Annotated in this window: 7 protein-coding genes; 4 read left to right on the top strand and 3 right to left on the bottom strand. The window is 73.5% G+C overall.

Annotated features, from left to right (window positions below; genetic code table 11):
* Positions 1-251: 251 nt before the first annotated feature.
* Together greA and ACIQVI_RS15775 are read right to left on the bottom strand one after the other, a co-directional pair.
* On the bottom strand, positions 252-749 hold the full coding sequence (greA, locus tag ACIQVI_RS15770; RefSeq protein ID WP_351970421.1) for a transcription elongation factor GreA: 498 nt from the start codon (positions 747-749) through the stop codon (positions 252-254).
* 189 nt (positions 750-938) lie between these two features.
* Positions 939-1,340: a DUF4307 domain-containing protein gene (locus ACIQVI_RS15775; RefSeq protein WP_351970422.1), complete on the bottom strand. Its 402-nt coding sequence runs from the start codon at positions 1,338-1,340 to the stop codon at positions 939-941.
* A gap of 99 nt (positions 1,341-1,439) precedes the next feature.
* Here ACIQVI_RS15775 and mca point away from each other — a divergent pair, with 99 nt between their 5' ends.
* Both mca and ACIQVI_RS15785 read left to right on the top strand, forming a co-directional pair.
* Complete coding sequence (gene mca, locus ACIQVI_RS15780; RefSeq protein WP_351970423.1) at positions 1,440-2,321, top strand: mycothiol conjugate amidase Mca; 882 nt, start codon at positions 1,440-1,442, stop codon at positions 2,319-2,321.
* Positions 2,314-2,550 carry a hypothetical protein gene (locus ACIQVI_RS15785; protein WP_121833824.1) on the top strand — a complete coding sequence of 79 codons (237 nt, stop codon included), beginning with the start codon at positions 2,314-2,316 and terminating at the stop codon, positions 2,548-2,550. Before mca ends, ACIQVI_RS15785 begins: the two co-directional genes overlap by 8 nt.
* 344 nt (positions 2,551-2,894) lie before the next feature.
* On the opposite strand, the gene ACIQVI_RS15790 is transcribed toward ACIQVI_RS15785, so the two are convergent.
* A complete protein-coding gene (locus ACIQVI_RS15790) occupies positions 2,895-6,086 on the bottom strand; it encodes a tetratricopeptide repeat protein (RefSeq protein WP_403595732.1) in 3,192 nt (1,063 codons plus the stop codon).
* Between the two features lie 335 nt (positions 6,087-6,421).
* Between ACIQVI_RS15790 and ACIQVI_RS15795 the strand changes: the two genes are divergently transcribed.
* Complete coding sequence (locus tag ACIQVI_RS15795) at positions 6,422-10,147, top strand: LamG domain-containing protein (RefSeq protein ID WP_403595735.1); 3,726 nt, start codon at positions 6,422-6,424, stop codon at positions 10,145-10,147.
* A 110-nt stretch (positions 10,148-10,257) separates the two neighbouring features.
* Complete coding sequence (locus tag ACIQVI_RS15800; RefSeq protein ID WP_403595738.1) at positions 10,258-16,824, top strand: RHS repeat-associated core domain-containing protein; 6,567 nt, start codon at positions 10,258-10,260, stop codon at positions 16,822-16,824.
* Positions 16,825-16,882 lie beyond the last annotated feature (58 nt).

Genomic DNA, 16,882 nt, shown 5'->3' on the forward strand with positions numbered 1-16,882 from the left:
CCCTGTGACGCGTCCCCCTGAGACGCCCCTCTGCGACGCCCTCTCGGGGTGTCCCCCTGTGACGCCCCTTCGTGACGTCCCTCGTGACGTCTCCCCGTGACGCGAGCGTGACGCCACGTCAGCGCCGCATCATCGCACGCGCACCCGCACGTATGTGCGTACGGGCGCGTGTGTGCGTACGGGCACGCGTGTCCGCGCACGACGGAGGGCCGGACCCCGTGGGGTCCGGCCCTCCGTGGAAGAGCGGGGTCTCAGCCGGCGTACGGCTTCGCGCTGAGGATCTTCACGGCGGCCTTCTTGCCGTTCGGCAGCTCGTACTCGGCATCGTCGCCGGCCTTCTTGCCGTTGACGCCGACGCCCAGCGGGGACTGCGGCGAGTAGGTCTCGATGTCACCGCTCGCGTACTCGCGGGAGGCGAGGAGGAAGGTCAGGGTGTCGTCCTCGTCGCCGTCGAAGGCGATCGTGACGACCATGCCGGGCTCGACGACGCCGTCGTCCGCCGGGGCCTCGCCCACCTTCGCGTGCTGGAGCAGCTGGGTGAGCTGACGGACCCGGAGCTCCTGCTTGCCCTGCTCCTCCTTGGCCGCGTGGTACCCGCCGTTCTCGCGCAGATCGCCCTCTTCGCGCGCGGCGGCGATCTTGGCGGCGATCTCGGTACGCGCGGGACCAGACAGGTACTCAAGCTCGTCCTTGAGCTTGTTGTACGCCTCCTGGGTGAGCCAGGTGACGTTGTCGCTGGTCTGGGTCACAGGTGCTCCTCGTAGGTACTGGGAATACAAAGCATCGCCCTACACGGGAATGCTGTGCTGTCCCGGGTGGGCGAAACCACGAGCCTAACAATGAGTGGCGAAAAGCGGGAGGACATAAACCACGGAATGGCGTCACCCCAGGTCACGGTGGTGACCCGCCGGGACTCGTCACCGGCTCCCTACCCACCGCTACCGGGTCGTACACCCGATCAGTTCGGCGCTCGTCGCGCGCGCGGTGGTGCGCAGCGAGAAGACCTGGTCGACCCGGGCGGCCGGGTCGTCGATCCGCACGTCCTTGCGGGCCACCTCGGCCCCGTCCTCGGAGCGCGAGCGCAGGGTGCAGACGCCCTCGACGCCCTCGTCCTTGCGGACCTCCAGGTGCACCTGGACCTCGGTGGCGCTCACCACGTCGAACTTGATCATCTCGGCGCTGATCCTGCTGTCGACCACGTAGTACCAGCCGAACCAGCCGAGCAGGCCGAGGAAGAGGACCCCGAGGACCGACCCGACGACCTTGAGCCTGCGGTCGGCCCGCTCGTCCGCGGAGCGCCCGTAGCGCCCCTCGGGAAGCTGCTCTCGCACCGCGCTCATGATCGATCCTCTCGAAGCCGGGGGGTGGCGGAATTTTCGGCCCCCCGATTCCGTCACTATAGAGACCTCCCTCCGCGACCAATCACTGAGGATCGAGTCTTGACTGACCAGCTGCGACTGATGGCCGTGCACGCCCACCCCGACGACGAGTCGAGCAAGGGCGCGGCCACGATGGCCAAGTACGTGTCCGAGGGGGTGGACGTCCTGGTGGTGACGTGCACGGGCGGTGAACGCGGCTCGGTCCTCAACCCCAAGCTCCAGGGCGACCCTTCCATCGAGGAGAACATCCACGAGGTGCGCCGCAAGGAGATGGACGCGGCCCGCGAGATCCTGGGCGTCTCCCAGGAGTGGCTGGGCTTCGTCGACTCGGGCCTGCCCGAGGGCGACCCGCTGCCCCCGCTCCCCGAGGGCTGCTTCGCCCTCCAGGACGTCGACGAGGCGGCCGGCCGGCTGGTCCGCAGCATCCGCTCCTTCCGTCCGCAGGTCATCACGACCTACGACGAGAACGGCGGCTACCCGCACCCCGACCACATCATGACCCACAAGATCACGATGGTGGCCTTCGACGGGGCGGGCGACCCCGAGGCGTTCCCCGAGGACGAGTTCGGCCCGGTCTGGCAGCCCCTGAAGCTCTACTACAACCAGGGCTTCAACCGCCCCCGCACCGAGGCCCTGCACCAGGCGCTCCTCGACCAGGGCCTGGAGTCCCCCTACGGGGAGTGGCTGGAGCGCTGGAAGGAGTTCGAGCGCAAGGAGCGGACCCTGACCACCTTCGTGCCCTGCGCCGACTTCTTCGAGACCCGGGACCGGGCGCTGATCGCCCACGCCACCCAGATCGACCCGGACGGCGGCTGGTTCCGCGTCCCCATGGAGATCCAGAAGAAGGTCTGGCCGACGGAGGAGTACGAGCTCAGCAAGGCGCTGGTGCCGACTTCCCTCCCCGAGGAAGATCTCTTCGCGGGCATCCGCGACAATGCCTGACATGAGCGCACACCTGGCACTGACCCAGCTTGTCCCCTTCGCCGCCGAAGAGCTGGACAAGAACAAGGTGACCCCCGGCGTCCTCGGCTTCGTCGTCTTCGCCGTCCTGGCCCTGGCGGTCTGGATGCTGATGAAGTCGATGAACCGCCACATGGGCCGGGTCTCCTTCGAGGAGGCCCCGGACCCGGCGGCCGCGGCGGCGACGCCGGCGGAGACCCCGAAGAAGTAGCGGCTTCCCGGCCGGCGGGCGCCCCGCCCCGGGAAGCACCGGCTCACGGCCGCCCCGCCCTCCGGGCCGTACCCCCGCGGTACGCCCCGGAGGGCGTCCGCGCGTCCGGACGCGTGCGGGGCGGATACCTGTGGGGCGGATGCCTGTGGGGGCGGACACCTGCGCCTTCGCACGCCCGCGCGTACGGAGGGCCGCGCGTACGGGTGGCCCGCTCGCCCGGTGCTTTCACGCGGGCGAGCGGTGGGCGGTGGGCCGCAGGCGGTACGGGTCGGGGCGCGGCCCCGGCGGAGCGCGGCTCCGGCGGAGCGCGGCTCCGGCGGGGGAGGCCCCGACGCCCGGAGGCCCTACGCCCCCGGTGTCCCCGGCACTCCCGGTGCCGTCGGCACCCCCAGTACCTCCCGGGACCGGCGGTTCGGGACCAGGCCCAGGTCCCAGGCCTGCCACGGCGTGCCCGTGGCCACGCCGCGCGCCAGGACCGCCCCGTACGCCTCGGCGCAGTCGTCCAGGCGCGGGTCGCGCGCCGGGTGCCGGTCCGCGACCAGGGCCGCCAGCTCCTCGCGGGCCGTCGCCGTCCCCGGCTCGGGGGAGCCCGGCACGGCATGCGGGAGCAGGGTGCAGCGCAGGAAACGGGCCCAGTCCGCGCCGCGTAGGTCGCCGTACGAGGCGAACAGCGCCCGCGCCTCGTCGCACAGGCCCAGCGCCTGCGGCACGCGCGCGTTGCCCGCGTCGACGACCGCCAGCTCCAGGCAGGTCCAGGCCTCCCCGTGGGCCACCCCGATCCGGTGGTAGTCCGCCCGCGCGTCCACGAGCAGCTGACGGGCGAAGCCCGAGTTCCGCAGGCCCCCCGTACGGGCGGCCGCCTGGTCGCGGGTGACCCGGCCCGAGTGGTGCCGGGCGCCGGCCAGCCCGTACACGTCCCGCATCCGGGAGAACATCGTCCGCGCCCGCCCCAGCTCCCGCACCGCCTCGTCGCGGTCGCCGCGCTCCTCCAGGGCGTGCCCCAGGTGGTACAGCGTCCACGCCTCGCCCCGCGCGTCCTCCTGCTCCCGGTGGCGGGCGAGCGCCCCGCGCAGCCCCTCCACGGCCGGCTCGGCGTCCCCGGCGGCGAGCCGGGCCCGGGCCAGCTGGGTCAGCGCCCAGGCCTCGCCGCGCCCGTCGTGGATCCGCCCGTACCCGTCGAGGGCGGCCCGCAGCTCGGTCTCGGCGCCCGGCACGTCGCCGCGCAGCAGCAGCACCTGCCCGCGCTGGAAGTGCGCCCACGCCTCGCCGTGCGGGGACTCGTGCGCCCGGTGCAGCGCGAGGGACCGGTCGAGCAGCTCCGCCGCCTCCGCGAGCAGCCCCCGGTCCCGCTCCACGGCCGCGAGCGCGTGCAGCGTCCAGGCCCGGTCGGCGGCCAGCGCCTCCGGCTCCTGGAGCGCGAGCGCCTCCCGCAGCCGGTCCGCCGCCTCCGCCAGCTTCCCCTGGTGGTGCAGGGTGATCCCGAGCGAGCAGAGCGCGAGCGCCGCCCCCGGGTCCTGACGTTCCTCCCGGTACGAGGAGACGACCGAGGCCAGGGTCGTGCGGGCCCGGTCGAGGTCGCCGATCTGCCGGGCCGCGATGCCGGTCCGCCACCGCACCGAGCGGGACAGCGGCCCCTGCCCGAGGGACGCGGCCAGCTCGTCGATCTCCCCGAGCCGGTAGAGGTCGCCGCGCAGCAGGCAGTAGTCGCAGAGCGCGCCGAGCAGGTCCAGGACGGTCTGCTGGTCGGCGCCCCGGTGGTGCCGCAGCGCCGCCGTGATGAAGCTGGTCTCCTCGTCGAGCCAGCTCAGGGCGGCCTCCAGGGAGCCGAAGCCGTGCCCGCCGAACCGGTCGGCGCGGGTCGACATCTTGCCGTCGACCATCCGGATCACCGCGTCCGCCAGCTCCGCGTAGTTGCGGACGAGCCGCTCCTGCGCGGCGGCGATCTCCGCCGTGTCCTCCTCGTCGAGGAGCCGGGCCGCCGCGAAGCCGCGCACCGCGTCGTGCAGCCGGTACCGCTCCCCGCGCACGTGGTCCAGGAGCCCCGCGCCGGCGAGGCCGCGCAGCAGCCGCGCCCCCTCGGCGCCGTCCGCGCCGAGCAGCGCCCCGGCCGCCGCCGCGCCCAGCGAGGCCCGCCCGGCGAGCGCGAGCCGCCGCAGGAGCCGCCGGGAGTCGTCGTCGAGGTCGAGGAAGTAGCGGGCGTCCAGGGCGCGTTCGACGGGACCGGCGCCCCGCCCGGGCCGGCCGAGCAGCTCCGCCACCTCGTCCATGGGCCGCCGCCCGAGCAGCGAACCCGCGACCCGCAGCGCCAGCGGGAGCCCGCCGCACAGCTCCCGGATCCGCCCGGCCGCCTCCGCGTCGTACGGCCCGGGGTCGCCCGCCCCGCCCGCCGCCCGCAGCAGCTCCTCCGCCCCGGCCGCGTCGAGCGCCGCCACCTCGAGGGCGTGCACGGCGGCCGGTACGTCCGGGCCGAGGTCCAGCGGCTCCCGGCAGGTCACCAGGACCAGGCTCCCGGAGCGGCCGGGCAGCAGGGCCCGCACCTGGGCCGCGTCCACGGCGTCGTCCAGGACCACGGTCACCGGCGTCCCGGCCAGCTGCCGGTGGTACAACTCGGTGAGCCCCCGCACCTGTTGCTCCACCGAAGCGCCCTCCCGGAAGAGCAGCCGCTCGCGCGGGGCGCCGAGCCGGTTCAGCAGGTGCAGCAGCGCCTCCCGGGTCGCGACCGGCCCCTCGCCCGCCGTACCCGGCAGGGCCGTGACGTTTCCCCGCAGGTCCACCACGCAGGCCCCGCGGAACCGGTCGCGCAGCGCGTGCGCGGCCCTGACCGCGAGCGCGGTGCGCCCCGAGCCCGGCTCGCCGTGCAGCAGCACCACCGTGGGCCGGGTCTCCACCGAGGCCCTGTCCTCCCGTACCCACCCGGCGATCCGCTCCAGCTCCTCCCGCCGCCCCGCGAACACCCCACCGGAGTCCGGCAGTTGCCCGAAGGACCGCTCCAGGACGGTACGGCTCCGGGCCGCCGCGCTCCGGTCGACACCGCGCAGGGGCGGGGCGACGGGGGCGGCCCGCTCCCGCTGGCGCTCCAGGAAGGGCCGCACCCCACGGCTCTCCAGGGCCGCCAGCCACCGCGCCCGCGCCTCCTCGACGCTCCCGCCGCCCGCCGCCCGGCCCCCGGACGTGGCCTTCAGCACGGTCGCGGCCGCCCCGGCCACCGCCACCACGGCACCCGCGCCGAGCGCCGTCCCCGCCGACGTACCGAGCACCAGGTCCGCACCGACGGCGGCGACGGCCGCGACCCCGACGACCAGCCCGGGCGCCCCGCCCCGGACGCCCCGCCCGCCTCCCGCCTCCCCGGCTTCCCCGGCCTCCACGGCCCGCAGGAACTCCGCGTACTCCGCACCGGCCCCCGCCGCCATCACGTCCAACTCGGCCCGCCCCCGCGCGAGCAGCACCCCGGCGTCCCCCCGGCCCCCGCCCCGCACCTCCTCCGCCACGACCCGCTCCAACAGCCCCTCGGCCTCGGCCCGGTGACTCTCCCTCATCCGCGTTCCCCCTCCGCACACACCCGCCGGACGGGCCCCAGTCTCCTGCGTGACGCGCCCGAGCGCGAGGGAGCGGGGGCGGAGGTGAGGAGACGGCACCTGCGGCGGGGCGAGAAAAGCGGTCTCGCATTTCACTCGCCTTCACCTTGAATTCACCCTTCATTGCGTTATTCGCTCCGCACCTCCTTTCCTGCCTCCGCGAGGAAAAGAAATCATTGACCATGCGCGTTCAAGAAGGGCATAGTCGGCAGCCGCTGTGATGATCGTGTACATCCCGGGGGGAAGTTGTGCTGTCGATGTCGGCGCGCCGTGCCGAGCGCGGGGCCCGTCGCAGAGTGGGCAGAGCACGGGGAACGGCCGCGTTCGCCGTGGTCGTGGCCGTGTGCGGGACCACCGTCCTGGCCGGCGTCCCGGTCCCGGTCCCGGCGGCGCACGCGCAGCCCTCCGCCGCCCGGGCCGCGGAATCCGGAGAGCCGCCGACCGAGGCCGAAAAGGCCTCGGAAAAGGCCGCGGAAACCGGCGAGCGCGTCGAAATCGTCGGAGAGCGCACGCCGTACGAAACGACCTACGCCAATCCGGACGGCGACACCTATTCCCTGTCGATGTCCACCGTGCCGGTGCGGGCGCGGGCCGGGGACGGCTCCTGGACCGAACCGGACGCCTCGCTGGAGCGCCGGCCCGACGGCACGGCGGGTCCCCGGGCGGCCGTCGTCGACGTGTCCTTCTCCGGCGGCGGCGACGGCGCGGACCTGGTGAGCGTGACCGACGGAGACCGCTCGCTGACGATCGGCTGGCCCGGCGAGCTGCCCGCGCCGACCCTGGACGGCCCCACCGCCCTGTACCCGGAGGTGCTGCCGGGCGTCGACCTGCGGCTCACCGCCACCACACAGGGCTACCGCCAGGTCCTGGTGGTGAAGTCGGCCGAGGCGGCCGCCAACCCGGCGCTGAGGGAACTGGAGTTCCCCGTCGACGCCGACGGCCTCACCCTCCGCGGAGGCGCGGGCGGCGGCCTGGAGGCCGTGGACACCGACGGCAACCCGGTCTTCCGCACCCCGGCCGCCCGGCAGTGGGACTCGGCGGGCGACGCCGCCGACGCCCCCGCCGGCCGGGCCTCCGCCACGGCGGGCCGGCCGCTCGCGCTCCCCGGGAAGAGCACCGCCGCCCCGGTCGACGCGGACGGCGAGCCGGACGCCGACCCGGCCGCCGGGCCGGGCGACGGCGACGTGACGGCGGTGCTCCCCGTCACCGTCGGCGCGGACTCGATCACCGTCGTCCCGGACGCCGGACAGCTCGCCGGCACCGGCACCGTCTACCCCTTGTACATCGACCCCGACGTCTCCTGGGGCGAGTCCGAGCGCACCCTGCTCTCCTCCGACGGAGACACCTTCTACAACTTCTCCGGCGGCGACGACGGCAAGGGAGTCGGCTACTGCGGGACCTACGTGACCGGCGGCTACGCCTACGTCTGCGGATCCGGCTACAAGCAGCGCATGTACTTCGAGTTCGCGCCCACGGCCCTGCGCGGCAAGCGCGTCCTGGACGCCACCTTCCGGGTCACCGAGCGCTGGTCGATGTCCTGCACGAAGACCCCCGTACAGCTGGTCCGCACCCCCAACATCTCCTCCGGCACCAAGTGGCCCGGCCCCACCACCAACTGGGACGTCATGGGCGACCGCACGGTGTCGGCCGGCCGGGGCACGGCCTGCTCCCCGAGCCAGCCCGACGCGCCCATCGAGTTCAACGACGACCCGGCGCAGAGCTACGAGAACCTCACCCCGACCGTACGGTCCTTCGCGAACGGCGACTTCTCCCGGCTGACCCTCATGCTGAAGGCCGCCGACGAGTCCGACCCGAACGGCTGGAAGCGGTTCGACGACGACGCCGTCCTCGACGTCGACTTCGTCGGCGTCCCGGCCCCGCCGACCAGCCCCGGAGTGCTCTCCGGCGAGGTCTCCTCGTGCGAGACCGACGCGAGCGCCCCCGACGTCCTGTCCGACCCCACCCCCACCCTCACCGCCGTCGCGCAGACCGCCCCCGGCGGTGAGAGCGGCGCCGACCTGCGCCTCCGCTTCTACGTGCAGCGGCTCAACGGCAGCAGCTGGGAAGTGGCGACCGAACCGGTGCGGCCGTTCAGCCCCGCCTACGTCAACGACGGGCAGAAGGTGTCGGAGAGCTCACCGGTCACCCTGGCCAACGGCGGAACCTACCGGATGGCGGTCTTCACCCGCTCCTACTACAACGGCGGCGGAAGCCACCTGGAGTCGCACAGCACCCTCACCACCAAGGGCTGGTGCTACTTCAAGGTCGACACCACCGCCCCCAAGGCCCCGGTGATCACCTTCAACGGCCCGTACTCGCCGTGCACCGCCAACGACTGCGCGGCGGGCGGCGGCCCCGGGGTCAAGGGCTCGTTCACCTTCTCCCCGGCGTCCGGCGACGCGAGCACGGTCGTCGCCTACCGGTACAAGCTCGCCTCCGCCTCCGCCTGGTCGGCACCGGTCAGCGGCACCACGGTCACCCGGGCCATCGCCCCCGACCTGGCCGGCACCCAGGTCCTGCAGGTGCGCGCGCTGGACAACGTGGGCAGCGGACGCTGGGGAGCCGTCGCCGGCGTGCGGTTCAACGTACGGGAGGGACAGGGCGCCACCGGCCGCTGGACCTTCCTGGACGGCGCCGCGAACCCGGCCTCGAAGACCGCCTCCGACACTGCCACCGCACCCGGCACCCGGCACCCGGCGACCCTGTACCCCTCCGGTTCCGGCTGGTCCGCGCTGGCCCGGCGCGGCGCGGGCGACCGCTCGCTGTGGCTCAACGACACCTCCGACAGCACCCAGCAGACCGGTTACGCCGCCACCTCGGCGTCCGTGGTCAACACCCAGTCCTCCTACACCGTGTCGGCCTGGGCCTACCTCACCGACACCTCCGCCTACCGGGCGGTGCTCTCCCAGACCGGCACCGACCACTCGGGCTTCGTCCTCTACTACTCCGCGGGCGTCAAGCGCTGGGTCTTCCGCTACAACTGGCTCGACGGCTCGGGCACCCGGCAGATGGTCACCATGAACGCGGCGGCCGAAGGCCCCCCGCTCAAGGTGTGGACCCACCTCGCCGCCGTCTACGACGCCGAGGCGCGGACCATCCGGCTCTACGTCAACGGCCGCCCGCAGGGCGCCGGGGTCGCGGTGCCCGCCGGCGGCGAGAAGCAGACTCCCGACGGCGCCTTCCAGATCGGCCGCGCCAGCTACGTGTACGGCGACTTCACCCAGTACTGGAAGGGCCGGATCGACGAGGTCGCCGTGTTCCAGGAGGCCCTGACACCGGCCGAGGTCGCCAAGGAGGCCCGGCTGCTCGATGCCGACAGCACCGCCACGGCCACCGAACTGGTCGCCGCCTGGAACCCGGACGGCGCCTCCGGCACCTCCCTCACCGACACCCTGACCGGCTACAACCGCGTGCTCGCCCTGTCCGGCGGCGCCTCGCTGGACGGCGAGGCGATCGTCCTGGACGGCACCGACGACGCCGCCGTCACCGCCGGGCCGGTCGTCGACGGGACGGGGTCGTTCACCGTCACCACCGAGGTCGAGCTGGACCGGGCGCGGCTCCACGCCAAGGGGACCGGATTCATCGGCCAGGTCCTCGGCCAGCGCTCCGCCGACGGCTCCGCCTGGGGCCTGTGGTACGAGACGACCGGTACCGAGACCCGGTTCGACGACGAGGACAACCCCTACGAAGTGCCCGTCGGATTCTGGCGGTTCGGCCGCCTGGACGCCTCCGGCACCTTCACGGCCGTCGACTCCGACAGCGCGGCGGTGGTGGGCAGCCGGGTGCGGCTCACCGGCGTGTACGACGCGCAGGCGGGAACCATCGCCCTCTACCTGGACTCCACCCAGAACGACACGGACACCCCGTACACCGCGACGGTGGGATCCGGCGACTTCGCCGTCGGCAAGGCCTACGTGGGCGGCTCCTGGGGCCGTCACCTGCCCGCGCGCGTCTCCGACGTCCGGATCTGGGCGGGCGCGGCGGCGAGCGGCACCCAGGTGGACTCCCTCGTCAACGGCTGAACCCCGGCGGGCGGTGTCCTCCGGCCGACCGGACGGGCACCGGCCGCCTCCTCCGGCTCCTTTCCATCCTCCTCCGGCCGTACGCGGCCGTGCCTCGACAGGGGTGTGTCGTGAAAACCGGTACAGCAACACCGCGCTGGAAGCGCGGCGGACGGGCCGGGGCGGTCGCCGCCCTGGTGCTCGCGCTGGCCTCGGGCGCGCTGCCCGGCGCCGGGCCCGCCTCCGCGGCGCCCGGCGGCGGCCTCGGCCGCCCCCAGGTGCCCGAGCAGCGGGACAGCGACGTGAGGGCCGTCACCGGCCTGGGCGCCGAGCAGACCAGGGCCGCAGTGGCCGCCGTACGGGCGGACAACGAGAACCGGGTGCGCCGGGCGACCGCCGAACGGCACGTCGCCTGGCCCGCTGCGGGCCGCGCCTCCCTCACCCTGCCCGGAGGGCGCTCCCGGTCCGTGACCGCGGCGCCCGGCGGGCTGCCCGTCACCGTCGTCGCGTCCGGCGACCCGAAGGCCGCCGCGGGCGCCTCCGACGTCCGGGTCCTGGACCGGTCGTCCGCCGAGGCGGCCGGGGTGCACGGCCTCCTGCTCACCGCCTCCGCCGAGCGGCCCGGCCGGGCACGCCTCACCGTCGACTACGGTGCCTTCGCCTCCGCGTACGGCGGCGGCTGGTCGGGCCGGCTCGGTCTGACCCGCCTGCCGGCCTGCGCCCTGACCACCCCCGGCAGGGCGGAGTGCCGCACCGGCACCCCGCTCGCCACCACCAACGACCCCGCCGCGCGGACCGTCTCCGCCGACGTCCCGCTCGGCGCGGCCGCGGCGGGCGCCACCGTCCTCGCGCTCGCCGCCACCTCGCCCTCCTCGGCGACCGGCGCGGGGACGTACGCCGCCACCCCGCTGTCGTCCTCCTCCACCTGGCAGGCGGGCGGCAGCGCCGGATCGTTCACCTGGTCGTACCCGATGAGCGTGCCCCCGGCGGGCGCCGGTCCGGCCCCCGTCCTGCAGCTCGCCTACGACTCCGGAGCGATCGACGGACGCACCGCCTCCACCAACAACCAGACCACGCAGATCGGCGAGGGCTTCGACCTGTCGACCTCGTCCTACGTCGAACGCTCCTACGGAAGCTGCGACAAGGACGGCCAGAACGACAAGCACGACCTGTGCTGGAAGTACGACAACGCCTCGCTCGTCCTCAACGGCAAGGCGAGCGAACTCGTCAAGGACGACACCACGGGCACCTGGCGGCTGGCCGACGACGACGCCTCCACCGTCACCCACCTCACCGGCGGGGCCAACGGCGACGGCGACGGCGAGCACTGGACGGTGACCACCGGCGACGGCACCCGGTACTGGTTCGGCCTGGACAAGCTCCCCGGTGCCGGGACCGAGCGCACCGGCTCGGTGTGGACCGTCCCGGTCTACGGCGACGACAGCGGCGAACCCGGCCACGCCCAGGGCTCCTCCTTCGCCGACCGCTCCACCGTGCAGGCCTGGCGGTGGAACCTGGACTACGTCGAGGACCCCTCCGGCAACGCGGCCAGCTACTGGTACACCAAGGAGACCAACGCCTACGGCGCGAACGGGGCGGAGAAGGCCACCACCGAGTACGTCCGCGGCGGACACCTCGACAGGATCCTCTACGGCCAGCGCAAGGACTCCCTGTTCACCGGCGTCACCGCCGACAAGGTCACCTTCGGCTACGCCGAGCGCTGCACCGCCGCCGACTGCTCGGAGCTGAAGGAGTCCACCGCCTCCGACTGGCCGGACGTGCCCTTCGACGCGATCTGCCGGAAGGCCGCCGACTGCGACGCCCACAGCCCGGCGTTCTTCACCCGCAAGCGACTCACCCGGATCGACACGTGGGCCTGGTCCGCCACCACGTCGGCCTTCGCCCCCGTCGACTCGTGGGCGTTCGCCCAGGAGTACCTGGACGGCGGTGACATCGGAGACAGCTCCGACCAGACCCTGACCCTGAAGAGCGTCCGGCGCACCGGGAAGAACGGCACCGCGATCACCCTCGACCCGATCGCGTTCACGTACCAGATGCGCGAGAACCGGGTCGACGCCACCGACGACATCCTGCCGCTGAGCCGCCCCCGCGTGGAGAGCGTCACCTCCGAGACCGGGTCGATCACCCGGGTCTCCCTCTCGCAGCCGGAGTGCGTGCGCGGCACGACCATGCCGGCGGCCGAGGACGACAACGCCCGCCCGTGCTACCCCCAGTTCTGGGGGATCAACGGCGCCGCCGAGTCCACGATCGACTGGTTCCACAAGTACCGCGTCCTCGCGGTCACCGTCTCCGACCCGACCGGCGACAACGACGCCACCCAGACCTCCTACGCCTACGCCGACCCGGCCTGGCACTACAACGACAGCCCGCTGGTCGCCCCCGACGAACGGACCTGGTCCGTCTGGCGCGGCTACGGGCGGGTCACCACCACCAAGGGCGCCGGAACCTCCGCCGTCAAAACGGTCACCGTCTACCGGCAGGGCATGGACGGGGACCGGGTCCTGGGGCCCGACGGCGAACTCGACCCCACCGCCCGCCGCTCGGCCACCGTCCGGGGCATCGGCTTCACCGGCCTGACGGTGCCCGCCCAGACCGACAGCGACCAGTACGCGGGCATGGTGCGCCAGCAGATCTCCTACAACGGCTCCACCCCGGTCGGCGTCACCGTCCTCGACCCCTGGTCGAAGCGGACCGCCACCCAGCACAAGTCGTACGCCGACACCGAGGCGTACTTCGTCCGCACCGCGAAGACCTCCACCCACACCCATCTGACGGCCACCGGCGGCTGGCGCACCACGACCACCGCCACCACCTACGACGACTACGGCATGGCCGCCACCGTCGACACCACCGGAGACACGGCCAAGACCGGCGACGAGACCTGCACCCGCACCTGGTACGCCCGCAACGACGCGGCGGGCATCAACTCGCTGGTCTCCCGCACCCGCACGGTCGGCCGCCCCTGCTCCGCCGCGGAGAGCGCGCTGAACCTCCCGGCGTCCTCCGCCGTCCGCGGCGACGTCCTGTCGGACACGGCCACGTCCTACGACGACCCCGCAGCGACCGCGTGGAGCGCCCACCAGACCCCGACCAGGGGCTTGAAGACCTGGGGCGGACGGGCCTCGGCCTACCCGGCGGCCGCGACCGGCGGCGAGCGCCACCCCACGGCCTGGCAGACCACCGGCAGCAGCGCCTTCGACGCCCTGGGCCGGGTGACCACCTCCACGGACGGCGCCGGCCGGTCCACCACCATCGCCTACACGCCCGTCGCCGCGGGCCCGATGACCCGCATGGTCCTCACCAATCCCAGGACGCAGAAGTCGTACACCTACCACGACCCCGGAAACGGCCAGGTCACCAAGGTCTACGACGTCAACACCCGCCTCACCGAGACCACGTACGACGCCCTGGGCCGCACCACCGCCGTCTGGCTGCCCAACCGCAGCCGGTCGGGCGGGCAGAGCGCCAACTACGTGTACGGCTACTCCGTCGGCAACGACCGGCCGTCCTGGACCTCGGCCGGGTCGCTCAAGGCCGACGGCGACACCTACAGCACCTCCTACACCGTCTACGACTCGCTGCTGCGCACCCTGCAGACCCAGTCGCCGACCGCGCTCGGCGGACGGCTGCTGACCGACACCCGCTACGACAGCCGCGGCCTGGTCCACGAGACGTACGCGGACGTCTTCGACGCGGACCACACCCCGAACGGCACGTACACGCGCGCCGAGTACGGCGAGGCGCCCAAGCAGACGGAGACCTCCTTCGACGCGGCGGGCCGTCCCGTCACCACCACCCTGTACGTGTACGGCGTCAAGCGCTGGACCACCCGCACCGGCTACACCGGCGACTCCACCGCCACCACCGCCCTGCCCGGCGGCTCCGGCGTCCGGGACGTCATCGACGCCCTCGGCCGCACCGTGGAGCGCCGCGAGTACGCCGGGACCGCCACCACCGACGCCGCCTACGACGGAGTCGCCGGCGCCTCCTACACCAGCACCGGGTTCACCTACACCCCCGACGGCAAGCAGTCCACGGTGACCGGCCCGGACCGGGCCACCTGGAGCTACGGCTACGACCTGTACGGCCGCCAGGTCTCGGCGACCGACCCGGACAAGGGCACCACGACCACCGCCTGGACCGTGCTCGACCAGGTCGCCCGGGTCGGCGACGCCCGTGGCGCCGCCCTGCTCTACGAGTACGACGTGCTGGGCCGCAAGACGGGGGAGTGGTCGGGCTCCAAGACGGACGCCAACAAGCTGACCGCCTGGGCCTACGACACCCTCGCCAAGGGGCAGCTGGACTCCACCACGCGCTACCAGGGCGGCGTGACGGGCACCGCGTACACCAAGAGGGTCACCGCCTACGACGCGCTGTACCGGGCGACCGGCAACCAGCTGGTGCTGCCCGCGGGCGACCCGCTGGTCACCTCCGGCGCGGTGAAGTCCACCCTCGACTTCTCCACCGCCTACAACCTCGACGGCACCCAGCAGCACATCGACGAGCCGGCCGCCGGCGGGCTGGCGGCGGAGAAGGTGGAGGCCTCGTTCAACGACGTCGGCCTGCCCACCGCGCTCTCCGGCAAGAGCGGCTACGTCCTCGGCGCCTCCTACTCCGCACTCGGCGAGAACAACCAGCTCACCCTGGGCGTCTCGCAGGCGACCGGAGTCAAGAAGGCCTACCTCACCCAGACCTGGGAGGAGGGCACCGGACGGCTCGCCCAGTCGGTGCTCACCGACCAGACGCACCCCTACGAACTCCAGGAGCTCAACTACACCTACGACGACTCCGGGAACGTCACCTCCATCAAGGACCCGACCACCCTGGGCGGAACCTCCGCCGCCGACAACCAGTGCTTCGCCTACGACGGCCACCGCCGCCTGACGGAGGCCTGGACCCCTGCGGGCGGCGACTGCGCCGCCCCCCGCACCGCCTCCGGCCTGGGCGGACCCAGCCCCTACTGGACCTCCTACACCTACACCGACGCCGGACTGCGGGCCACGGAGACCAACCGGTCCGCCACCGCCTCCACCACCCGCACCTACTGCTACGGCTCCGCCAAGCCGCACGCCCTGACCGCGACCACCACCGCGGCCTCCTGCACCGGCGTCGCCGCTGCCTACACCTACGACGAGGCGGGCAACACCAGGACCCGGCCCGACGGCGCCGCCGCCCAGACCCTCTCCTGGTCGCCCGAGGGCAAGCTGGCCGAGGTGAAGGAGGGCGCGTCCGCCACCGGCTACCTCTACGACGCCGACGGCAACCTGCTCGTCCGCCGCAACGCCTCCGGGGAGACCGTCCTCTACCTCGGCACCACCGAGGTCCACCTGGACGGCACCACCGGAAAGTTCTGGGCCCAGCGCTACTACGGGTTCGACGGCAACGCGATCGCCCTGCGCAGCAACAAGTCCGGCACGGACACGCTGTGCTGGCTGGCCGCCGACCGCCACGGCACCTCCACGGTCGCCGTGGACGCCACCACCCAGGCCGTCGCCAAGCGCTACACCACCCCGTTCGGCGCCCCCCGCACGGGCGGCACCGGAAACTGGCCCGACGACAAGGGCTTCCTCGGCAAGACCGCCGACGCCTCCACGGGTCTGACCCACGTCGGGGCCCGTGAGTACGATCCGCTGACCGGCCGGTTCATCAGCGTCGACCCGCTCCTCGAAACGGACAAGCAGCAGACCCTCAACGGTTACACCTACGCCGCCAACAACCCGGTCACCTTCTCCGACCCGACCGGCAACGCCGTACCCGAATGCCTGACCGGACAGATCAAGTGCCGGGCCGGCATCCCCGTCTCCACCGTCAAGGACTCCGGATCCGGCGACAAGGGCAAGGGCAGCGGCAGCGGCAACGGCAACGGCGGGGGAGGCAACGGGAACGGGAGCGGCGGCAACGGCGGCGGGGGCGCCACCGTCGTCCGCAACGGCGGCGAGAGCAACGTCGGCAGCGCCTGCGCCCTCACCTTCGGGATGAGCGGCCACGACGCCGCCGTCTGCCAGTCCGGCTACGCGGCACAGGTGTGGGCCATGGAGTACAAGGTCGAGGGCTACGTGACCGTCGACGTCGGCGACGGCGGCACCACCGCCAACTCCGTCCCGAACGCCAGCGGCAACGCCACCGGCAACGACGGCGCCGCGGACGTCATCCTGTGGACCAAGGACAAGGTCTACATCTGGGAGGTCAAGCCGGGCAACGAATACGGCAAGAAGGACGGGCCCAAGGACCTGACCCGGTACGTCGAGGGGATGAAGGACCACTTCGAGGACGTGGGCGACGGCCGGGAGGTCGAGCGGGGCAGGGACCTGCTGCCCGGCAAGGCGGCTTCCCGCGAGGGCCTGATGAACGTCTGGTCCAAGGCGGACTACCCGGGTATGCGCTTCTACGGGCGGTCCGACCGGCGCAAGCCCACGCCCAAGCCCAGCCCGCTGCCCAGGCCCGGAGCGACCGCGCAGAAGCCGGTACAGGAGCCCGCACCCGGCACCGTCGACGCCCCGATGCCCGAACCCGCGCCCGGCCTGACCGGGTCGCCCGCCGGCAGCAACTCGGGCAACGGCGGGTTCGAGATCTCCCCGGGCACCCAGAAGGCGGGGGCCGGCGCGGCCGTGTTCGCGGGCGTGCTGTTCACGGTCGGCTTCTTCATCAACGGCCTGACCGGGGGAGCCTTCGCCTGACCCGGTCCGCCGCCCGGCCCGATAGGGTCGGGCGGCGGCTAGCCCCAGCACGACGAGG

Origin of the sequence: Streptomyces sp. NPDC098101 (genome assembly GCF_044760185.1) — a bacterium.
In the GTDB taxonomy this organism is placed as follows: Bacteria; Actinomycetota; Actinomycetes; order Streptomycetales; family Streptomycetaceae; genus Streptomyces.